Raw genomic sequence first — 19356 nt, forward strand, 5'->3', positions numbered from 1 at the left:
TCAACCAATCATCCTATGAATGTGCGTAAACTGCAACAGCCGTCAAAGGACAGCCGGATCCATTCGCTCAGGCGGGTTTCGAGGGGTAGATGAACTGGTAGTCCGCGGTATCGACGTGTCGGGTGGCGAATCGGTAAGTGAAGGTAAATCCCGGCCAGTTCACGGTGTTTTTGCCATTGGCATCGAGGTACCAGGAGGTGCAGCCGGAATCCCAGACGCTTCCCCTCAGGCCGCTCTGGACGACGGCAGAAAATCGTTCCTGGCGATCCTGACGGACATCCATGGCCGACCCCGGGTACTTCTCCAAGGCCCTGAGCGCGTCAAGCACGTAACGAAACTGGGATTCCAGCATGAAGATAATCGAGTTATGAGCCAGGTTGGTGTTGGGGCCGTAGAGCATGAACAGATTGGGGAAGCCGCTCACGGTGATGCCCTTGAACGCGGACGCGCCGGTTTTCCATGCCTCATTGAGAGTAAGTCCGGCGCGTCCCGTGATTACCATGGGAGACAGGAACTCCGAGGCCTTGAAACCGGTCCCGCAGATGATGGCATCGACGGGGTAATGGGTGCCATCGCTGGTAACGACGCCGTCCTCATCAATCCGTTCAATGTCGTCAGTGATCAGACTCACGTTGGGCCGGTTGATGACGGGGTACCAGTCATTGGAAATCAGGATGCGTTTACACCCGATTTGATAGTCCGGGATGATGTGCCTGAGCTTTTCCGGATCGGTGACGTGCTTTCTGGCGTCTTTTCGCGCCTCCCGTGCGAAGAGTTCCAGTAACCCGTTGAACTTGGTGAAGGCGAGGGCGCGGCTCTCGTTCTTCCAGTAAATCAGGTAGCGATAGATTCGGTCCCAGATCGGGAACACCCGGAAAAGCGTCTGCTCCCAGCGCTTGAAAGCGCGATCGGGTTTGGGAAGCACCCAGGCGGCCGAGCGCTGAAACAGATTGAGCGATTTCACCTGCCTGGCGATTTCCGGGACAAACTGGATAGCGCTGGCGCCCGTGCCGATAACCGCGACGCGTTTGTGATTGAGGTCGTAGTCATGGTCCCAGCGGGCGGAGTGAAAAATTTTGCCAGCAAACAAGTTCATGCCTGGAATCTTTGGCCAGGCCGGCTGGTTCAATTGACCTGTCGCCGTGATCAATACATTGACTGTCAGTACCTCGCCATCGGTCAGGGTGACGATCCATTCGTTGCAGGTCTCGTCGAATCTGGCTTCCCGGACTTCACTGTCAAATCGAAGACGATCCGTTAATCCGTATTTTCGAACGCAGTGCTCCATGTAGCCGAGAATTTCATGCTGGAGTCCGAACTTGCGTGACCAGTCGTGCTTGGGTTCAAACGAATAGGAATAGAAGTGGGACTGAACATCGCAGGCTGCGCCCGGGTAGGTATTGTCCCGCCAGGTACCCCCGATGGAGCTTCCCTTTTCGAGCACCATGAAGTTCGTGAATCCTGCGTTCTGGAGGGTAATGGCCATCCCCAGGCCGCCAAAGCCGGCACCGACGATCAGAATGGATGGGAATGTCGACGTTGTCTTGTCAGGCATGGTGATGATCCGTTTCATTATTGTTTTGTTCTGGAAAGTATACGGACCAAAGCCGCGACTTTGGATGCCTTTTTGGGACAGGGCTCCCTATTCTTCTCCCAAAGCCGCCTTTTCCATATCCAGATACACTCGGTACGCGTTGGCCTTGTTCGAGGCTTCGAAGGCGGGAAGATTTTCGTATCGGGACCAGTCAGTTTGCTGATAGGCCTCTTCGAAGGGCACCCAGTTTTCAACGGCTTTTTTCATTTCATTGCGCACGAATGCCAGGTAATTGTAGGTAAAGTTCAGCGCTTCCATGGCATTGTCAGATGCCTCGCCATGCCCCGGTACAAGAATGGAAGGTTGCATTGCCCGCACCTTGTCAATGGCTGCCATCCATTGACCGGTATCCACCTGGTCACTGTTCAGGAAGGGAATCCTACCGCTCTGGACAATATCGCCTGAAAAAAGCACCCCGGCAGGCTGCACCATCATCATGCTGTCGTCGGGTGAGTGCGCGGGTCCCGCGTGGACTATTGTGAACCGGTAGCCCTCTGACTCGAAGCCAAACTGATCTTCAAAGGTTTTGTCGGGGGGAACCAGAGAGGTGCTTTCATCGAGCCAGGGTGAAAGGGCGCGTTTACGCTGGTCCAGGCGCTGCTGCGCCTCTGCGCTCGAGATATACCGACTGGACTGGGCCTGCGAAATCACCTGGGCATCCGTTAGCTCCTTGAATGCCTGAAGCCCATAGATGTGATCGGCATGATAATGGCTCAGGACCACATGAGTTATTGGGAGGTCGGTGAGTTTGCGGATTTCTTCGATCATGGCCGCCCCGAGACTGGGTGTTCCGAGGGCATCAAAGACTACAACCCCGTCACCTGTGATGACGAAGCCCGCATTGGCAGTGAACCCTTCGTTGGTGCTGGAGGGCACTCCCGAAAGCCCCTGAAAATAGTAAATATTTTCTGCCTTTAATTTTTCCGGGCCGAACGGAATCGATATTTCGGCAAAGGGTTTAGCGGATTTCCCAATCCCAAGAGACGGAAAAAGGAATATGGACAAGGAGAGCAGTAGTCTAAAAACCTTGGTGTTACTAGCGTGGAAACGCATTTTCGGTTACCCCCCGGAAGTTTTGCCGCGGTCCTGTTTTAAAGGTATTAGCGGCAAATTCCGCTGCTTGCCAGGTTGGCCGCCTGAACGAATAAATAAAAAAACTCGATAAAAAGGGGCTTGTATCCAGCCGCTTTCCGGTTTATAAATAAGTTATATCCTTATAACGAAAACAACAAGTCCGACCTTCAGTCACCAAACTGATTGCCGGCCGACCGGCCCGAACAGGGCATCGAAGGAGGTAAAAATATGCTCGGCAAGCTCCGCCGACTTAATCAGGCTGTATCCGAAATTGCCCTGAAAGAGTCTGAACGTTTACCGTCCAATGAGCGCAGGCGTTTTCTCCGAAGCGGGTTGTTCACTGCTGGTGGCGCCATGGTAGGAGGCGCACTGGGCGGGCTCTCTCCCAGACTTGGGGCGGCGCAGACTCAGTATCCACCTGAGATTCCATCCTGGACCCGCTCACTCGGCGCTGGCGTGGTCAGTGACCCTTACGGCGTTCCGTCACCCTTTGAAAAGGACGTGATTCGCAGGAATGTGCCCTGGCTGACAGCAGACAAAGTATCTTCCATCAGTTTTTCGCCCCTACAGCATCTCAAGGGCATCATTACTCCGAACGGCCTGTTTTTCGAACGTCATCATGCAGGTCGTCCTGAAATTGATCCCCAGCAGCACCGTTTGATGATCCATGGCCTGGTAGAGCGGCCAATCGTTCTGTCCATGGAGGACCTCCAGCGGTTTCCCAGCGTCTCCCAGATAAACTTCATCGAGTGTCCGGCCAATGGAGGCATGGAATGGCGAGGCGCGCAACTCAACTCTCTTCAGTTCCTGCATGGCATGGTCAGTTGTGCGGAGTGGACCGGTGTCCGCCTTTCGACCTTGTTGCAGGAGGTCGGAATGAAGCCCGAAGGCAAGTGGCTTTTAGCGGAAGGGGCTGATGGCGCGGCGATGACCCGCAGCATTCCGATGGAGAAGGCGCTGGACGACGTCATTGTCGCCTTCGCCCAGAACGGGGAGGCGCTTCGCCGCGAGCAGGGTTATCCAATCCGTCTCGTGGTCCCTGGCTGGGAAGGTAATACCCACGTGAAGTGGCTGCGTCGACTGGAGGTCGGTGACAAGCCCTGGATGCAGCGGGAAGAGACGTCCAAATACACCGATCTGATGCCGGACGGCACGGCTCATGGTTTCACCTGGGTGATGGAGGCCAAATCTGTCATTACCTCGCCATGTCCTGAAATGCCGGTCCGGGGTAAAGGTGTTTGCCAGATCGAGGGGCTTGCCTGGAGTGGCCGGGGCAAGGTCAAGGCGGTCGATGTCTCGGTGGATGGCGGGCGCAACTGGCAGCAGGCTCAGTTGCGGGAGCCGGTGATGTCCAAATCGCTCACCCGGTTCTCACTGGAGTGGAACTGGGACGGAAGTCCGGCGTTGCTGCAATCCAGGGTGATTGATGAGACCGGATACGTGCAGCCGACGCTGGGGCAGCTCAAGGCCGTCCGTGGCACCAATTCTATCTACCACAAAAACGCCATTCAGACCTGGCAGATTTCGGGAGACGGGAGTGTGACCAATGTTCAGCTTTGATAAATCATCACGATCCATCTCTGGTCTCTGTTCGGGCCTGATGTTCGCGGTGCTCCCGGCTTTCGCACTGGCCGAGTCTGCCGGGCATTACGGATACGGCTCGCCCGCCACGGAAGAACAGATCCAGGCGTGGGACATCGATATCCGGCCCGATGGTCAGGGGCTTCCAGAAGGGAGTGGCAGCGTCGAGGAAGGTATGGGCATCTATGAAACCTACTGCTCTTCCTGTCACGGTGCGTTCGGCGAGGGAATGGGGCGTTACCCAAAACTCTCTGGTGGCGAAGGCAGTCTCACCGAGGACCGTCCGGAGAAAACGATCGGCAGCTACTGGCCCTACGCAAGCACGCTATGGGATTACATTCATCGGGCGATGCCATTTTTTGCACCACAGTCCCTGACCGATGATCAGGTGTATGCACTGACGGCTTATGTGCTGAATCTCAACTACATCGTCGATGGGGACTTTGTTGCCAACAAGGACACACTTCCGCAAGTCAAGATGCCTAACGAGGACGGCTTTATCTGGGAAGACCCCCGACCGGAGGTCACTAACGTCCGGTGTATGGAGGACTGCAAGGATGAGGTAACTGTCAGTGATTCGGCAGCGGACAAAAATCTGACACCAAGCACGACCGGGCCACTGGACGAGGGGCTCACGGAATAGAAGGCTGCCGGGGCCAGGCGCCCCTAAACGTGCGGAGGAGGAACAGAGATGAGAAAAACAATAATAGCGATGAGTTTCACCACACTCGCGCTGGGCGCTGCGCCACATGTGGTTGCAGAGCCCTCCCAGGCTGATATCGACCGGGGAAAGGAACTCGCGTTCAGTCGCAAGGATGGCAACTGTCTGGCCTGCCACAAGATGGATGACGGCAAACTGACCGGAACCATCGGGCCTGAGTTGGTGGATATGAAAACCCGTTACCCGGACCGCGAGATGCTGTTCAAGCGGATCTGGGACGAAACCAAGTTCAATCCGGTAACCGTCATGCCTCCTTTCGGGAAGCACATGATTATGAGCAAAGACGAGATCAACCGGGTTATCGATTATTTGTACACGCTTTAAAGCGAGGAGGAGTTGCCGTGATTGACCAAAGGCGAAGAGGCTTTTTGAAAGGGGTGCTGGGAGCTGGCGTTGCAAGCTTCGCACTGGGATCTGGAATCATTCCGCTCAGAGCGGAGGCTGCGAATGCACCGGACACCTCTGGCTGGCCAAAGAAAGCATTCAATACGCCGGGCGTGGACGAGACCATTGCCGAGCTTTACGGAATGGATGCGGCGGAGTCCGACAAGATTTCCCTGGATCTGCCGACCATTGCCCAGAATGGCGCAGTGGTGCCGGTGACGGTTGAAACCACTTTGCCGAATGTCACCGGAATTGCCTTGCTGGTCGAAAAGAACCCCAATGCGCTGGCGGCCTCCTTTGATATTACGGAGGGCGCCCTGCCGTTCGTTTCCAATCGCCTGAAAATGGCAGAAACCACAGACGTGGTGGCCGTGGTGATTTCCGATGGCAAGGCCTACAAGGCAACTAAGAACGTGAAAGTAACCGTTGGTGGTTGCGGCGGCTAACGGTCAGACAGACGGACAGGAGACAAGCAATGGCATCAAGTATCAGAGTTCGGGCAGTAGAAAACGGTGGAGTGACTTCCCTGAAGGCGCTGGTCCGGCACCCGATGGATTCGGGTTTTGTCAAAGACTCAGCGGGCAACGTTATTCCGGCCCATTTCATCCAGTTATTGACCATCACCCACAACGGTAAAGACGTTTTCGTCGCCAACTGGGGTCCGGCGGTTTCCAAGGATCCTTTCCTGGAATGCCGTTTCAAAGGCGCCAAAAAAGGCGACAAGCTGACGATCAGCTGGACTGACAATAAGGGCGAGAGCGACTCAACAACCGCGACGATCGCCTGAAGGTTTACGGCGGCAGAACCGGAAGGTTCTGGTCCGCTGCGGAGGAGGATTGGACATGCTGAAAGCAAAGGTCATTCTGGTCGCTCTTGGAGCGGCATTGGCAGTGCCTGCAGCAATGGCAGGCAGCACGCCGGAAGAGGATCGGAAAGAAGCGGTCGAATATTTCAAGCAGATGTTCCCCGACGTGCCTTACGAGGAATACGTTAACGGCCAATATGCGCTTGATGAAGATCGGCGCTCGCAGTGGGAATCTCTCCAGGATTTTCCCCCTTATGAGTTCGCCGTAGCTGAAGGCAAGGAGATGTTTGAAACCCCGTTTGCGAACGGCAAGACCTATGCGAGCTGTTTCGAAAATGACGGAATCGGGGTTCGCCAGAACTATCCTTACTTCGATGAAAAGAATAACGAAGTGATCACGCTGGAGCTGGCCATAAACCGTTGCCGGGAAGCAAACGGGGAACAACCCCTGAAGTACAAGAAGGGGAACATCGCCTCGATTTCCGCGTACATGGCCTCCACCTCCCAGGGCAAGAAGTTCAATATAAAGGTGCAGGATAGCGCGGAAGCCCAGGCGGCCTATCAGGCGGGGAAAGAGTTCTACTACAGCCGCCGTGGCCAGTTGAACTTCTCGTGCGCCAGTTGTCACGTGCAGAATCCCGGTAATTGGATTCGGGCAGATTTGCTCTCACCAGCCCTTGGCCAGCCATCCAATTTCCCGGTTCATCGGTCCAAGTGGGGTGAACTCGGCACCTTGCATCGGCGTTTTGCTGGCTGCAACCGTAACGTCCGTGCCGAGCCTCTGCCCGCTCAGAGCACAGAGTACCGTAATCTCGAGTTTTTCCTGACCTACATGAGCAATGGTTTGCCGGTGGTAGGTCCCTCCACCAGGCCGTGACCTGAAAGCCGACGGGAGAATTGCAATGAGCAGATCAACAGTGACGTTCGGAATGGTAATCGCGTTGTCAATACCGCTGTTTGCCCAGGCCGGGCCGAAGGACGATTTTGAGAAGGCCTATTCCCAAGCGGAACGCACGCATCAGGAAGCCGGTACGTTCCAGTGGACCACCACGTCAGACAGGCTTAAAGCCGCCCAGGAGGCTGCGGGTGCTGGCGACTACGATGCGGCCGCGAGACTGGCCAGGGACGCTCTGGAGTTGGCCCAGCAGTCTGTTGCCCAGCAGCAGGATCAGAAGGAGGCCTGGCGTATAACGGCCATCGGTGACTGAACCGGTACAAAACAATCCACCAGCGCTTTCCGGGGTCCTGGCAAAGGCCCCGGGTGCGCCTTTAACTCCAATAATGAAAAATAGAGGAGAGTACAGTGTCCATATCCCGCCGAGATTTCCTGATTGCCATGCAGGCGGCAGCTCTTGCCGGCCTTGCTCCGAAACTAGCCTTGGCGAAAGGGGGAGAGGGACTGTACGACTTGCCCAAATATGGCAATGCACGACTGCTTCACCTGACGGATATTCACGCCCAGCTATCCCCTGTCCATTTCCGCGAACCCAACGTTAACCTGGGTATTGGTCCAAGCAAGGGCAGGGTACCTCATGTGGTTGGGTCGGCGTTCCTGGATCACTTTGGCATTCCGGCGTCATCCCGCCGTTCCCACGCATTTACCTACCTGAACTACACCGAGGCCGCGCAGGAATATGGTCGCATGGGCGGTTTTGCCCATCTGAAAACGTTAATCGACCAGTTGCGTGATCAGGCAGGTCCCGGAAACTCGCTACTGCTGGATGGCGGTGACCTGTGGCAGGGGTCAGGAACGGCGTTCTGGACTAACGGTGAAGACATGGTGGATGCGAGCAATCGTCTCGGCATCGATATCATGACCGGCCACTGGGAATTCACCTATCCCGAGGCACAGATCCGCAAAAATATCAGCAGGTTCGAGGGTGAGTTCCTGGCACAGAATGTATTCCTGTCTGACGAAGCGATGTTCATGGGCGCGGAGTCGTTTGACGAAGCCAGCGGACGCGTTTTCAAACCTTATTCCATCCGAGAGCTTGGCGGAAAGCGCGTTGCAGTCATTGGGCAGGCGTTCCCGTATACACCGATCGCCAACCCGTCCTATTTCATACCGGATTGGCGTTTTGGTATCCGCGAATCGGAAATGCAGGATCTGGTCAACCAGATCCGTGAGACTGAAAAGGTAAATGCCGTCGTGGTTCTGTCCCATAACGGTATGGATGTGGACCTCAAAATGGCCAGCCGGGTTTCAGGTATTGATGCCATCTTGGGTGGTCACACCCACGACGCGGTACCTCAGCCAACGGTTGTGAAAAATCCGGGTGGTAAAACCCTGGTCAGTAATGCCGGAACCAACGGTAAGTACGTTGCCGTGCTTGACCTCGACATTGGCGATAACGGGGTTCGTGGGTACGAGTACAAGCTGCTGCCGGTGTTTTCCGATCTGATCAAGCCGGACGCCGGGATGGAGGAGCTCATAAGTGGGATTCGGGCGCCGTACCTGGATAAGCTGGGGGAAAAGCTGGCTATAGCGGATGAGCTGCTTTACCGGCGCGGCAATTTCAACGGAACCATGGACCAGGTGATTTGTGATGCGCAAAGATCGGTTCTGGATGCCCAGATTTCTCTTTCCCCCGGGTTCCGCTGGGGAACCACGGTGCTCCCGGGCGATGCGATCACGATGGATGATGTAATGAATGCCACGGCTATTACCTATCCAGAAACCTACGTCAGAGAGATGTCCGGCGCTGACCTGAAGCTGATCATGGAAGATGTGGCCGACAACCTGTTCAACAAAGACCCATACTATCAACAAGGCGGTGACATGGTGCGGGTTGGTGGCATGGACTACACCTGCGATCCAACTGCGAATATGAACGGTCGGATTTCCGATATGCGACTGGACAACGGGGACCTGATCGATGCGAACAAGATGTACAAAGTCGCCGGCTGGGCCACGGTGAATTCCAGAGCGCCCGGTCGACCGATCTGGGACGTCGTTGCGGACTATCTGAGATCCGAGAAGACGGTCAGGATCACCAAGTTCAACACCCCCCGACTGAAAAACGTGGAGGGTAACCCAGGGTTGGAAAACTACTCGGCATGAAACTCTCCGTGGGCTTGCACAGGCGGTGGGCAAGTGGGCTGATAATTTTGGCACTGATGCTTTCGGCCACCGTCCTGCGGGCGGAAATGCCAGTCAATCCGGGCAAGCCGTTCGCGGAAACATTTCTGCTTCTGCAACTGAGTGATGGCGATCCGGAAAAGCAGGATATGGTATTGAGCGTCGCCGGCAACCTGCTTGAGCACTATCAGCCGGACCTTGTCGATATTGAAATTACCACCTTCGGTCCGGGTGTCAGGCTGCTCTATGCCGACAATGATCGGCGTGAGCTGATCAAAAGCCTGATGGCTCAGGGTGTCAGGTTTTCCGTTTGCATGAACACCATCGACACCATTGAGCGAGGTACCGGAAACCGGCCTGAGCTGATTCCTGACATACTGCGGGTGCCAGTGGGGGTTGCCCACATTCTGGAACGGATTGATCAGGGCTACGTTCTGGTCCGTCCATGAATCATTAATCCCGAAAAGGGGAGACGCCAATGCGAACCACCTTATCAAAATCTCTGGTTTTTGTTTCTGCGCTCGCCCTGTCGGGTGGGGCCATCGCCGAGACCGATGACCAGCCGGTGATGATTGAAATCAAACGATTGTCCCTGGATACCGCGCTGACCATTGCCAGAACTGCCATTGAAGCCTGTCGGGAGCAGGGGGTCCAGGTTGCCGTTACGGTCGTTGATCGCGGTGGTCACCCCCAGGTTGTGCTCCGGGATGTTCTGGCCATGGATCTGGCCTTGGAGGTCAGCTATCGAAAGGCCTACACGGCCATGACCTTCACCAGCAACACGTCGTCACTGGAAGACCGTTTTACCGGACCATTTTCGGTGGGCAAGATTGATAACGTCCTGCTTTCTGCCGGAGGTGTGCCGATTCAGGCCAGCGGCGAGACAGTTGGGGGTGTGGGTGTAAGTGGCGCCCCCTCCGGTGAGGTTGACGAAAATTGCGCTCAGGCCGGGGTAGCGGCGGTTGAGATGGATCTGGAAATGGCCTCATTCTAAGTCATGACATCGGGAAAAAATTGCAAAAACAATGTCATGCGATCGCTTCTTAAAGTGATTTTTCTGATTCTGCCCGGGCTCGTTTTTGGTCAGTACCCTGATGCGATACAGGCACTGGTGGACGAGGGCCTGACGGTAGAGGCTCAGTTTGAAGCGCCGGGCGGTCTCAAGGGTTTTGTCGGTCGGAGTAAAGGCCAAGCCGTCGCTATGTACCTGATGCCTGACGGTGAACATGTCGTTATTGGAAAAATGGTCGATGGCTTCGGTCAGAACGTGAGTGCGGAGCATTTCCGTGCGTGGCTGCCAAAACCGGACCTTGATAGCGCTTGGACAGAACTGGCCAAGGCCACATGGGTTGCCGAGCGGGCTGGCGAGGTGAAGCGGATCGTGTATGTTTTTACCGACCCGAATTGCGGTTACTGCGTCGTCTTCAGGGAAAAGGCGCAATCCTTCCTGGAGCGGGGGATTGAACTCAGGCATATCCTTGTTGGTGTCATTCAGCCCTCAAGTCTGGCCAAGTCGGCCAGTATCATCGCCGCCGATGAGCCGGTAAAGATGCTCGATTTTCACGACAGTCAATTCCCGAGGGATTGGCTGGATGGGCCAGAAAATATTCCCGACGCACTGAGAACCAGAATTGAAGACAATAACCGCTTGATGGAGTCACTCGCAGTCTCGGCAACACCCTCGGTTTTCTACCGAAACGAGAACGGCGGCGTGGAGCGAATCGTGGGGTTACCGGATGACTCGGCGCTCGCCGAATCCGTCTTCCGGGTGGCGAACTAACTCTAAAATCTGAATGGGAGAGGAACGGACAAATGCCATTGCGCGCAGTCTTTCTGGGTTTTCTATTACTGGCATCCGGCGTTGTCACTGCAGGTGATGCGGGTGTTCCGGAGCGCCTTGAATTAACAAAAGTCTCTGAGCGTGTGTACTCGGCCATTGGCGCGACAGCACCGGGCACTTATGAAAATCATGGTCACAATAACAACCTGAGTTTTGTCGTCACCGATAACGGCGTCGTGGTGATGAATGGCGGGGACAATTACCTATTGGCCCGCGCACTGCACCATTCGATTCGAAGCGTGACAGACAAAGAGGTGCAGTATGTTGTCAACGAGAATGCTCAGGGGCATGCCATGCTGGGTAACAGCTATTGGCGGGATAATGGAGTCCCCATTATTGCCCATGAAACTGCAATCGAGGAATTCCGCGAACATGGCGACATAAAGCTTGCGGCCATGCGTAACCGGAATAAGGAGAAGGCAGAGGGCACCTACGTTGCTGTTCCCGATATTGGGTTCTCTGATCAGTATGTCCTGGACATGGGGGACGTCACGATCGAACTGCGCTACTTCGGCCCCGGACACTCACCCGGCGACATAGCGCTCTGGATACCCCAAGACAGGCTGCTGATTACGGGTGATCTTGGCTTTCACCAACGGCTTTTAGCGGTCTTTGATGACACCGACACCGGCGCCTGGATCGACTCTTTTGACAGAATGAGCCAGCTAAACCCCCAGACTGTTATCCCGGGCCACGGCGAGCCTGCTTCACTGGATATTATTACCAAGGAAACAAAGGGGTATCTGGTGTTTTTAAGAAATGAGGTGAAGGAAATTCTTGAACGTGGCGGTGGCCTGGACGAAGCCTATGCTATCGACCAGTCACAGTGGTCATATCTGGATACGTTCGAGGAACTGGCCGCTAAAAATGCCGGCCGCGTTTACCAGCATCTTGAGTTCGACTACTTCTGAAGGGCCAGAGCCGGGAGGCTAAGGCTATGGGGCAGGTTAGCTGCCCCTCTTGGTGACGACCTATTCCTGAGCGGCGTTCAGGAGTTCGGGCTTCTTGAGGGCCTTCTGGAACAGATCCCGTTCCTCAGCGATGGCCATGGCACACAGTTCTGCCTGATCATCACTCAACCCCTCAACTTTACGGGTGAGAAACACCTGGATTTCTTCGGCCAGTTCCAAAACCTTGTCCCGGGCATCCGCTTCCGCCTTTGAAGTAAAGAGCATGGTATCAGGATGTTTAAGCGCCATATCCAGGCCGTCCCTATCTGAAAAATAAACTGCTTGTACCGCCATGGTCACTCCTCGCAGTGAATGTGCGTAGTGCTGTATAAAAATACAGTGTATCTAATTGTCCCACCTTCATACAACAAAATTCGCGGCCACGGTCTGGATATCCTGTTACAAAAAACGACATCTCGGCCTAGAGTAATAACGTAGAGACAGAAGAAATTAACTGCTCCCGCTCTTTTGAGGCTTGTGTGTCATGTTTACTGAAAAAACGGCGTTCAACTGTCCGGATTTCCGTCGATGAAACAGGGCACGATTATCGGCGCCGTAATTGGGCTGGCTGTGGGCATTGTAGTCAGTATTGCCCTGGGCCGGACCCTCTATCTTGAAGAATCCCGCGCCATTGACCTGGAGTTCAGGTCCGACATTGATCAGCTTTCCGCTGTGTTCGAGAGAGAGGTACTGCTGAACCTGGAAATACTCTACGCCCTGAAAGAGGCGGTCAGTGTTCTTCCGGAAATGAACTCGGAGCGTTTTGGGGTTATGACCAAAACGATTCTTGAACGATCACCAGCTATTCAGGCCTTTGCCTGGGCACCGATGGTGCGGCGTAGCGATATGCCTGCGTTTGTTCGCGAACAGCGTGAGGAGTTCGTTAATTTTCAAATCCGGGAATCAGGGGCTTCCGGCCTGCGTGAGGCGGGCACTCGGGACTGGTATGTGCCGGTGCAGTTTATCGAGCCCCTCTCAGAAAACCGGACTGCCCTGGGGTTTGATCTTGCAAGCGAAACATCGAGATTGGCTGCGCTCCTGAAAGCCAGGGCCACCGGCAACATGGCCGCAACGGCTGGAATCCGGCTGGTTCAGGAGCCTGAGAACCAACGAGGTTTTCTTGTTTTTGCACCACTGTACCGGTCACCGACGGACGATCCGAGCCCTGGTTCCGCGATGCAACATTATGGCTTTATCAACGGTGTCTTCAGGATTGGTGAGTTGGTAAGTCTGGCCATTGGTGACGAACTCACTGGAGATATTCTGCTGCAGGTCTACGACCGCTCCGGCCAGGACAACACACTGCTGTTCAGTTCCGACAGTGCAGACGACGAACGCTGGGAAGCGGAGGAACGATACACATCAGCCGTCTTCGATATCGGTGGGCGTGAATGGGTTGTCGAGGCCGTCCCGTCGGAGGCCTTTGTCCAGAGCAGACGAGGGGGATTTCCACTATTCGTGGCATTGGCCGGCATTACCTTAACCTGCCTGGTTGTCGGTTATTTCACCCTGAGTGTCCGCAGGAATTCCGAGCTGAGTGAGGCGAAGACCAAACTGGAACGGATCTCTCTTACCGACTCGCTCACCGGGCTGGCCAACCGGAGACACTTCGATGCCTGCCTGGAGCGTGAATACCGACGGGCAGTTCGGCAGGGCAGCGCGCTTTCGCTCGTGATGATCGACATTGACCATTTCAAGGAATACAACGACGAGTATGGTCACCCCGCAGGTGATGCCTGTCTGAAAAAAGTAGCCGATAGCCTCCGCAAGGTGGTCAATCGACCCGGTGACCTGGTGGCCAGGTACGGTGGAGAGGAGTTCGGCATCGTGCTTCCGGATACCGAGAGCCCGAAGGACGTTGGAGAGTTTTGCCGACGCGCCGTTGAGGCGCTTGAGATCCCGCACAAGGCTTCAAGCGCAGCCAGCGTGGTTACCATCAGCGTCGGAACTTCAACGTTGACTCCTGAGACCTGGCAGCAGAATCTGACCGACTTGCTGCACCGGGCTGATGAAGCGCTGTATCAAGCCAAGGAGACGGGGCGCAATTGGGTCTGCGGAGCCTGAAATCAGTAGCGTATCAGCGCCGATCCCCAGGTGAAGCCCCCGCCAAAGGCCTCAAGGAGCAATACGTCGTTGCGCTGGATTCTGCCATCCCGTACCGCTACATCGAGCGCGAGGGGAATCGAAGCGGCCGAGGTGTTGCCGTGCTCGTTTACGGTCACCACGACTTGATCCATCGGCATGTTGAGCTTTTTGGCCGTCGCCGCAATAATTCGCAGGTTAGCCTGGTGGGGAACGAGCCAGTCGATGTCAGATTTCTGCATCTGATTGGCCTCGAGGGTCTCATCCACAATCTTACCGAGTGTATTTACCGCCACTTTAAAGACCTCGTTACCCTTCATTTCCACGAACGCAAGCCCGGCCTTCACCTGATCATAGCCGTCTGCAATCCCGCAGGGGACATGCAGAAGCTTTTCGTACTGACCATCGGCATGGATGTGGGTGGACAGAACGCCGGTCTCCTCATTGGCCTCAAGCACCACAGCGCCCGCGCCGTCTCCGAACAACACGCAGGTTCCGCGGTCCTTCCAGTTGATGATGCGGGAGAAGACCTCCGCGCCAATGACCAGGGCTTTCTTGCTGGTTCCGGTTTTGATGAACTTCTCGGCGGTTGCAAGGGCGTAGACAAATCCACTGCAAACAGCCTGGATATCGAACGCGGGACAGCCCCGGATGCCAAGGCGAGCCTGCAGGATGCATGCACAGCTGGGGAAGATCTTGTCCGGCGTTGAAGTGGCGAAAACGATCAGATCGATGTCTTCCGGGGCAAGCCCCGCCGCTTCAATTGCCTGGCGTGCGGCGGGCTCGGCAAGGTCGACGGTGGTTTGACCTTCCAGGGCAATATGTCGACGCTCGATACCGGTTCTCTCTCGGATCCACTGGTCAGTGGTATCGACCATCTTTTCGAGGTCTTGATTGGTAACGATGTTCTCAGGCAGGTAAGAACCAGTGCCGGCAATTCGTGCAAACGTCATTCGTGAGAGTCCCGAGGCGTAACAAAACTGTGTATCGTTCGACCATGCTATACCTACATTCGGCCAAGCGTTATTAGCGATTTGTCAAAGGTGTCCTCAAACTGGCAGGCTCGTCTATTATGAAGAAGTCAGTGATCCGACACACTGCAACGAAGAGGAGAGCACCCGTATGGGAATTTCGAATCATGAGCTCCACAAAGAGTTTCCGCAGTACAGCGATCTGATTGATGAACTGAAAAGCACTAACCCGAGATTCGAGGACCAGTTCAAACAGTACGCAGAGTTGGATCAGGAAATAGAGGGTTTGGAGCGCCGTGATGCGCCAATTGGCGACGATAAGCTTCATCGAATGAAACAAAAACGCGCGCAATTGAAAGATGAGCTGTACCAGACACTGGTCAAAAACGGGCATTCATCCTGAAAGCATCGGGCTCAATCGGATAGTCCGATTGTTTAAACCGTAAGTAATGACCGAAAATCGCTGAAATGCCGCTCTGATAGGGGTTTCCAAGTATTCAGCAATGGGCAATTGGGCACTAGTATAGGAGCCTAATTAAACACGGTTTCGTGGAGCGTTTCCCGGAACCTGAACTGCTGAATATATGGAGACAGGATATGAAACGAGCTGCTGCAATCTATCAAAGCTGGAGAATGAAGCGCAATTTTGTCCATCTGGTGATGACCATGGATCGTCGTCTGCTGAATGACGTAGGTTTTTCCCCTGATGTTGTACATCAGAAGTTGAGCACGCCTTTCTGGAAGTTCTGATGGTATTCAGACCTGCCCGGGGTTGAAGTGTTCTGGAGGCTTTGGCCTCAGTTCGCCTCGGGCAATCTTTTCCTTTCTGAGCACATTCCCCCTATTTTGGAAACAGGAAAACCACATTGACTCTGGCACCCCATCCTTCCGGACCGTTGTCAGGGCTCTCAGCGTAGTAGCGTGGTCCCGCTCCAACCTGCATTATCTGGCTGCCGACCTTAAACACTTGCCCGGCAAAAACACCGACCGGAATCGTCCAGTCGCTGGTCTTCCAGTTGTAGACAGAGTCCGCCGTCAGCGTGAGGCTGAATGCCTTTGGCGTGGTGTAGGTCATAAAGGGTTGCACAAACGACTGACTAACGTCGCTGCGGTTGTCGTCACCTGCCACGGACCAGATATGATTGGCGAGGCCACCGACCGTCCAGGGTCCGGATTGTTTCAGGGCAACCGCTGTCGGCCCAAGACCCCATTTCTCGGTTCCCAGTAGATCGTCCGTCGCAGTCGGCAGCAGGAAGACAGGACCGGCTCCCCAGATCCATCCATTGGCAGTCGGGTTGACGGGAGAGATGAAAAGACTCTGTACCGTATCGCCCAGCCCGCTTTGACTCCCCGCCCCGGGGAAAATATCGCTCTGATCCACAACCGGTAGAATGGTCCGGCTAATGAGATTCCAGTCCTCATTGAGGGAAAAGGGTATGACCGGCTGAATGTTCAGTGTGTAGCGTTCGCCATCATCAGCGGGCCCGATATTGGAGTCGAAATTCGATTGCAGTGGCACTGAAACCAGGCTGGCGATGGGGTTGGCAAGCTGCTTTGCCAAGTCGGAAGCGTCCTGGGCCGAGACTACAGTGCTTAACAGTCCAACAGCCAGGGCCGGAAGAAGTCTGACGTGAATCATGGAGCACATCCTTTGTGACGTAGAGATCGGAACGTTCTCATCCATCAACATGCTGGCCCTAACAGGTAGTTAGGCCGAGCATCTGTGCGACATCAGGATTCTCTATTAAATAGTCCGCATGTTGCGAGAATGCAATGTTTGCGTTCGCCGGGACCCATGCTCCAGCTTAACGACTCCACTCGTCCTGCCGACGTCAGACCATCCAGCCAAACAGGAAATCAAACAGGCTTCCGAAAACTGACCGGTTATTCTCGCTCGCTGATGGTCGGGATTCAGAGTTTGCTTTCCGTTCGCCGACTTCAACGTCTGGAGAAACCTGATCAGCGATACCGGCGGCGGTAGGCTCGTCCGGCAGTTGCAGGCTAAGGTCGGGCTCCTGTTCGGGTTCGGTTGATTGAGGAGTCGATTGTACCGGCGCGGCGGATACGTCTGCGGCAATAACCGGGGCTTTTACAGATTCTTCTTTGTCTGGAGACGCGAGTTTCCGATTCTTATTTTCCGTTTTAATTCGGTCTCCTACAACGACAACCTCATTGGGTTTCGAGATGTTTTCCGCCAACCGATCGGAAGCCGTTGCCTCAGCCTTTGCTTTCGGTTTCGCAGGAGCAGTAGCGGGCTCAGGCTTTTCAGTTACCGCGACAGCCTTTGGTTGCTCTGTCGGAGTCGGTGCTGGTGGTACCGTAAAGGCTTTGGCAACGATTTTTTCGCGCCGGGGTTTCGGCTTGGCCGCATGCCTGGGTCTGGCGTCGGAGATTCCAAGAGCTGCGAGTGCGTCTGCTTTTTTGGCGACAGCGTTACCAGAAATGGAGGTGCCGGCTTTATTTGCGATTCCAAGGGACGTCAGAGTTTCTGAATCCAGGTTTCCGCTGGTCCGGAGATGATCGACCTGATCTTGATACTGGCGAATGGCTTTCTTCAGCGAATTGTCCATCCAGCCGTCAGCCCGCCCCACATCATAACCGGCACCATAGAGGGCATTCTCCGCGGCAAAAATAACGTTTACGGTGTCTGCATGGGAAACGGCGCTGGCGGCCAGTGCAAGTGACAACACCAGAGCATGATGGGCACTGCGGGATTTGACAAAATTCATGGTTGAAACCCTCCGTGGTCGCGTTATTCCTCAGGATTGGTTGAGTATTGAACATATTTGTACGGCTTTCCGTGCACGACCACACATAGTTCCGATCCTGAAAATCCGCGCCGCAGGTGAAAATTCGTCGTCTTGACGCAAGAAACGGATGGAATCCTGCAAACAAATCCAGTTTCATGATGATATCCAGCTTACTTTGAGGGCATAACGTGCCAACTGAAACTGAACGGTCGGACCAGATGATCAGGCTCGCTCGCGTCATTGAAGAGAGGGCAGAGGAGCCACTAACGTTGGCAACGCTCGCCAGCATGGTTGGTCTGTCGCCAACCAGACTTCAGAGGGTGTTCAAGGAAGTCATCGGCGTGTCGCCCAGAGACTATCAGGAGGCCGTTCGACTGAGACGGCTCAAGGCATCGCTCAAGCAGGGAACCACTGTAACCGAGGCCATTTTTGCCTCTGGGTATGGTTCGGTCAGTCGTGTTTACGGCGAGCAGGGGCGGAGGTTTGGAATGAAGCTGAAAGATTACCAATCGGGTGCGGAAGGTGAGGTTATTGCCTACGCCTGTCGGCAAACATCCCTCGGATTGATCGCGATGGGCGCCACGGAACAGGGCGTGTGTTATGTGGAATTCGGGGATGACGTCGAGTCGCTGATCCAGTCAATACGCAACGAGTTCCCGGGCGCGAACTTGATTCCTTCACCGGCGGCGGAGGCTCCCGAACTTGATGACTGGATTGCAGCGCTCGAGCAGCATGTCAGTCGGGGATCAGAGAGCCCGGATTTACCGTTGGACCTGCGAGGAACGGCTTTCCAGATCCAGGTATGGCGGTTCCTCAAGAGCATTCAGGACGGGCAGGTACTCAGCTACGGAGAAGTGGCGAAAAATATTGGAAAGCCCGGTGCCACCCGCGCAGTCGCATCCGCGTGTGCCCGAAACCGGATTGCCTTGTTGATCCCCTGTCATCGTGTGCTCCGGGCAGATGGCAACCTGGGCGGCTATCGGTGGGGCCTGGAACGCAAGCGAGCGCTTTTGGAGGCTGAAAAAAAGTTGCGCAATAGCACCAGAGATAGTGTTGAACTAAATTTTAGTAGTGATCCATGAGCCTGAAATGGGATGAGTTTGGTACCTGATCACGACGTCAGTTCAAGAAAGGATGATTGTGGGAGAGACCGTATGTTCAAATGGATGAGTGCGCTCATAGCCGTCACGGGTGTCCTGGCCTCGGTTGGATGCTCCACATCGGAGGTTGCCGAAACAACCCCGGGCCAGAAACTGTCACCCGGCGCCAAGGGGCAGTTCCAATGCGCCGACCGGAACGGCAACGACTATATCGACCAGAGTGAACTGATATACATGCGTCAATGTGGTATCGGTGAGGATCTAAAGTGCGGTGACGTTCCGGAAGGGTATGGGGAACGACCACCGGCCGAGGATTTCGAGCTTGGGTTACGTTTGCTGCAGATCACCGATGCCGATGGCGATGACCGGATCAGCCGGTTGGAATTCCGCGCCCATTGCAACAGTGCGGGCAAGCCTGACTAAGT

23 protein-coding genes are annotated in these 19356 nt (G+C 55.0%); 17 read left to right on the forward strand and 6 right to left on the reverse strand.

The window, feature by feature from the left end; all coding sequences use genetic code 11:
- Positions 1-67: 67 nt before the first annotated feature.
- Both K0B93_RS02120 and K0B93_RS02125 read right to left on the reverse strand, forming a co-directional pair.
- The gene (locus K0B93_RS02120) at positions 68-1555 is read right to left on the reverse strand and encodes a flavin-containing monooxygenase (RefSeq protein ID WP_219865613.1); all 1488 of its coding nucleotides are present in this window, start codon (positions 1553-1555) and stop codon (positions 68-70) included.
- 87 nt (positions 1556-1642) lie between these two features.
- Positions 1643-2470, reverse strand: coding sequence for an MBL fold metallo-hydrolase (locus tag K0B93_RS02125; protein ID WP_219865614.1), 828 nt, complete (start codon positions 2468-2470; stop codon positions 1643-1645).
- Positions 2471-2896: 426 nt separating this feature from the next.
- Between K0B93_RS02125 and soxC the strand changes: the two genes are divergently transcribed.
- The 12 genes from soxC to K0B93_RS02185 all read left to right on the forward strand — a co-directional run bounded on the left by soxC (position 2897) and on the right by K0B93_RS02185 (position 11989).
- Positions 2897-4228, forward strand: coding sequence for a sulfite dehydrogenase (gene soxC / locus K0B93_RS02130; protein ID WP_219865615.1), 1332 nt, complete (start codon positions 2897-2899; stop codon positions 4226-4228).
- On the forward strand, positions 4215-4892 hold the full coding sequence (locus K0B93_RS02135; protein ID WP_219865616.1) for a c-type cytochrome: 678 nt from the start codon (positions 4215-4217) through the stop codon (positions 4890-4892). Before soxC ends, K0B93_RS02135 begins: the two co-directional genes overlap by 14 nt.
- Positions 4893-4940: 48 nt before the next feature.
- Positions 4941-5294: a sulfur oxidation c-type cytochrome SoxX gene (gene soxX, locus K0B93_RS02140; protein ID WP_219865617.1), complete on the forward strand. Its 354-nt coding sequence runs from the start codon at positions 4941-4943 to the stop codon at positions 5292-5294.
- Between the two features lie 17 nt (positions 5295-5311).
- A complete protein-coding gene (soxY, locus tag K0B93_RS02145) occupies positions 5312-5800 on the forward strand; it encodes a thiosulfate oxidation carrier protein SoxY (RefSeq protein WP_219865618.1) in 489 nt (162 codons plus the stop codon).
- Between the two features lie 29 nt (positions 5801-5829).
- Entirely contained in the window at positions 5830-6141 is a 312-nt protein-coding gene (soxZ, locus tag K0B93_RS02150) for a thiosulfate oxidation carrier complex protein SoxZ (RefSeq protein ID WP_218634320.1), read from the forward strand.
- Between the two features lie 55 nt (positions 6142-6196).
- On the forward strand, positions 6197-7036 hold the full coding sequence (gene soxA / locus K0B93_RS02155) for a sulfur oxidation c-type cytochrome SoxA (protein WP_219865619.1): 840 nt from the start codon (positions 6197-6199) through the stop codon (positions 7034-7036).
- Between the two features lie 25 nt (positions 7037-7061).
- Positions 7062-7367: a hypothetical protein gene (locus K0B93_RS02160; RefSeq protein WP_219865620.1), complete on the forward strand. Its 306-nt coding sequence runs from the start codon at positions 7062-7064 to the stop codon at positions 7365-7367.
- Positions 7368-7462: 95 nt separating this feature from the next.
- Complete coding sequence (soxB, locus tag K0B93_RS02165) at positions 7463-9220, forward strand: thiosulfohydrolase SoxB (protein ID WP_219865621.1); 1758 nt, start codon at positions 7463-7465, stop codon at positions 9218-9220.
- Positions 9221-9267: 47 nt separating this feature from the next.
- Positions 9268-9687 carry a hypothetical protein gene (locus K0B93_RS02170; protein WP_219865622.1) on the forward strand — a complete coding sequence of 140 codons (420 nt, stop codon included), beginning with the start codon at positions 9268-9270 and terminating at the stop codon, positions 9685-9687.
- Positions 9688-9716: 29 nt separating this feature from the next.
- On the forward strand, positions 9717-10232 hold the full coding sequence (locus tag K0B93_RS02175; RefSeq protein ID WP_219865623.1) for a GlcG/HbpS family heme-binding protein: 516 nt from the start codon (positions 9717-9719) through the stop codon (positions 10230-10232).
- Positions 10233-10268: 36 nt separating this feature from the next.
- Positions 10269-11018, forward strand: a complete 750-nt coding sequence (dsbG, locus tag K0B93_RS02180; RefSeq protein ID WP_219865624.1) for a thiol:disulfide interchange protein DsbG — start codon at positions 10269-10271, stop codon at positions 11016-11018.
- A gap of 32 nt (positions 11019-11050) precedes the next feature.
- A complete protein-coding gene (locus tag K0B93_RS02185; protein WP_219865625.1) occupies positions 11051-11989 on the forward strand; it encodes an MBL fold metallo-hydrolase in 939 nt (312 codons plus the stop codon).
- Between the two features lie 60 nt (positions 11990-12049).
- On the opposite strand, the gene K0B93_RS02190 is transcribed toward K0B93_RS02185, so the two are convergent.
- Complete coding sequence (locus tag K0B93_RS02190; RefSeq protein ID WP_219865626.1) at positions 12050-12322, reverse strand: YebG family protein; 273 nt, start codon at positions 12320-12322, stop codon at positions 12050-12052.
- A 234-nt stretch (positions 12323-12556) separates the two neighbouring features.
- Between K0B93_RS02190 and K0B93_RS02195 the strand changes: the two genes are divergently transcribed.
- A complete protein-coding gene (locus K0B93_RS02195) occupies positions 12557-14092 on the forward strand; it encodes a CHASE domain-containing protein (protein ID WP_219865627.1) in 1536 nt (511 codons plus the stop codon).
- A 2-nt stretch (positions 14093-14094) separates the two neighbouring features.
- Here K0B93_RS02195 and K0B93_RS02200 read toward each other — a convergent pair whose 3' ends face one another.
- Positions 14095-15063 (reverse strand): beta-ketoacyl-ACP synthase III, encoded by a 969-nt coding sequence (locus K0B93_RS02200; protein ID WP_219865628.1) that lies wholly within the window; start codon positions 15061-15063, stop codon positions 14095-14097.
- A gap of 169 nt (positions 15064-15232) precedes the next feature.
- Here K0B93_RS02200 and K0B93_RS02205 point away from each other — a divergent pair, with 169 nt between their 5' ends.
- Together K0B93_RS02205 and K0B93_RS02210 are read left to right on the forward strand one after the other, a co-directional pair.
- A complete protein-coding gene (locus K0B93_RS02205; protein ID WP_219865629.1) occupies positions 15233-15484 on the forward strand; it encodes a YdcH family protein in 252 nt (83 codons plus the stop codon).
- Positions 15485-15678: 194 nt separating this feature from the next.
- Complete coding sequence (locus K0B93_RS02210) at positions 15679-15831, forward strand: hypothetical protein (RefSeq protein ID WP_219865630.1); 153 nt, start codon at positions 15679-15681, stop codon at positions 15829-15831.
- A gap of 91 nt (positions 15832-15922) precedes the next feature.
- Here the strand turns inward: K0B93_RS02210 and K0B93_RS02215 are convergent, their stop codons facing one another.
- Both K0B93_RS02215 and K0B93_RS02220 read right to left on the reverse strand, forming a co-directional pair.
- The gene (locus tag K0B93_RS02215; RefSeq protein WP_219865631.1) at positions 15923-16720 is read right to left on the reverse strand and encodes a transporter; all 798 of its coding nucleotides are present in this window, start codon (positions 16718-16720) and stop codon (positions 15923-15925) included.
- A gap of 193 nt (positions 16721-16913) precedes the next feature.
- On the reverse strand, positions 16914-17810 hold the full coding sequence (locus K0B93_RS02220; RefSeq protein ID WP_219865632.1) for a peptidoglycan-binding domain-containing protein: 897 nt from the start codon (positions 17808-17810) through the stop codon (positions 16914-16916).
- 209 nt (positions 17811-18019) lie between these two features.
- Here K0B93_RS02220 and K0B93_RS02225 point away from each other — a divergent pair, with 209 nt between their 5' ends.
- Both K0B93_RS02225 and K0B93_RS02230 read left to right on the forward strand, forming a co-directional pair.
- Complete coding sequence (locus K0B93_RS02225) at positions 18020-18913, forward strand: methylated-DNA--[protein]-cysteine S-methyltransferase (RefSeq protein ID WP_324123941.1); 894 nt, start codon at positions 18020-18022, stop codon at positions 18911-18913.
- A gap of 72 nt (positions 18914-18985) precedes the next feature.
- A complete protein-coding gene (locus K0B93_RS02230) occupies positions 18986-19354 on the forward strand; it encodes an EF-hand domain-containing protein (protein WP_219865633.1) in 369 nt (122 codons plus the stop codon).
- Positions 19355-19356: the final 2 nt, after the last annotated feature.

The organism is Marinobacter sp. F4218 (assembly GCF_019443085.1).
Taxonomy (GTDB): domain Bacteria; phylum Pseudomonadota; class Gammaproteobacteria; order Pseudomonadales; family Oleiphilaceae; genus Marinobacter; species Marinobacter albus.

Bases quoted from the DNA above. Each gene is read 5' to 3' on its own strand.
- K0B93_RS02220 (WP_219865632.1), bottom strand. From the start codon at position 17,810: ATGAATTTTGTCAAATCCCGCAGTGCCCATCATGCTCTGGTGTTGTCA.
- K0B93_RS02175 (WP_219865623.1), top strand. From the start codon at position 9,717: ATGCGAACCACCTTATCAAAATCTCTGGTTTTTGTTTCTGCGCTCGCC.
- K0B93_RS02160 (WP_219865620.1), top strand. From the start codon at position 7,062: ATGAGCAGATCAACAGTGACGTTCGGAATGGTAATCGCGTTGTCAATA.
- K0B93_RS02200 (WP_219865628.1), bottom strand. From the start codon at position 15,063: ATGACGTTTGCACGAATTGCCGGCACTGGTTCTTACCTGCCTGAGAAC.
- K0B93_RS02190 (WP_219865626.1), bottom strand. From the start codon at position 12,322: ATGGCGGTACAAGCAGTTTATTTTTCAGATAGGGACGGCCTGGATATG.
- K0B93_RS02185 (WP_219865625.1), top strand. From the start codon at position 11,051: ATGCCATTGCGCGCAGTCTTTCTGGGTTTTCTATTACTGGCATCCGGC.
- K0B93_RS02195 (WP_219865627.1), top strand. From the start codon at position 12,557: ATGAAACAGGGCACGATTATCGGCGCCGTAATTGGGCTGGCTGTGGGC.
- K0B93_RS02205 (WP_219865629.1), top strand. From the start codon at position 15,233: ATGGGAATTTCGAATCATGAGCTCCACAAAGAGTTTCCGCAGTACAGC.
- soxC (WP_219865615.1), top strand. From the start codon at position 2,897: ATGCTCGGCAAGCTCCGCCGACTTAATCAGGCTGTATCCGAAATTGCC.
- soxA (WP_219865619.1), top strand. From the start codon at position 6,197: ATGCTGAAAGCAAAGGTCATTCTGGTCGCTCTTGGAGCGGCATTGGCA.
- K0B93_RS02230 (WP_219865633.1), top strand. From the start codon at position 18,986: ATGTTCAAATGGATGAGTGCGCTCATAGCCGTCACGGGTGTCCTGGCC.
- K0B93_RS02135 (WP_219865616.1), top strand. From the start codon at position 4,215: ATGTTCAGCTTTGATAAATCATCACGATCCATCTCTGGTCTCTGTTCG.
- soxX (WP_219865617.1), top strand. From the start codon at position 4,941: ATGAGAAAAACAATAATAGCGATGAGTTTCACCACACTCGCGCTGGGC.
- dsbG (WP_219865624.1), top strand. From the start codon at position 10,269: ATGCGATCGCTTCTTAAAGTGATTTTTCTGATTCTGCCCGGGCTCGTT.
- K0B93_RS02210 (WP_219865630.1), top strand. From the start codon at position 15,679: ATGAAACGAGCTGCTGCAATCTATCAAAGCTGGAGAATGAAGCGCAAT.
- soxZ (WP_218634320.1), top strand. From the start codon at position 5,830: ATGGCATCAAGTATCAGAGTTCGGGCAGTAGAAAACGGTGGAGTGACT.
- K0B93_RS02120 (WP_219865613.1), bottom strand. From the start codon at position 1,555: ATGCCTGACAAGACAACGTCGACATTCCCATCCATTCTGATCGTCGGT.
- K0B93_RS02215 (WP_219865631.1), bottom strand. From the start codon at position 16,720: ATGATTCACGTCAGACTTCTTCCGGCCCTGGCTGTTGGACTGTTAAGC.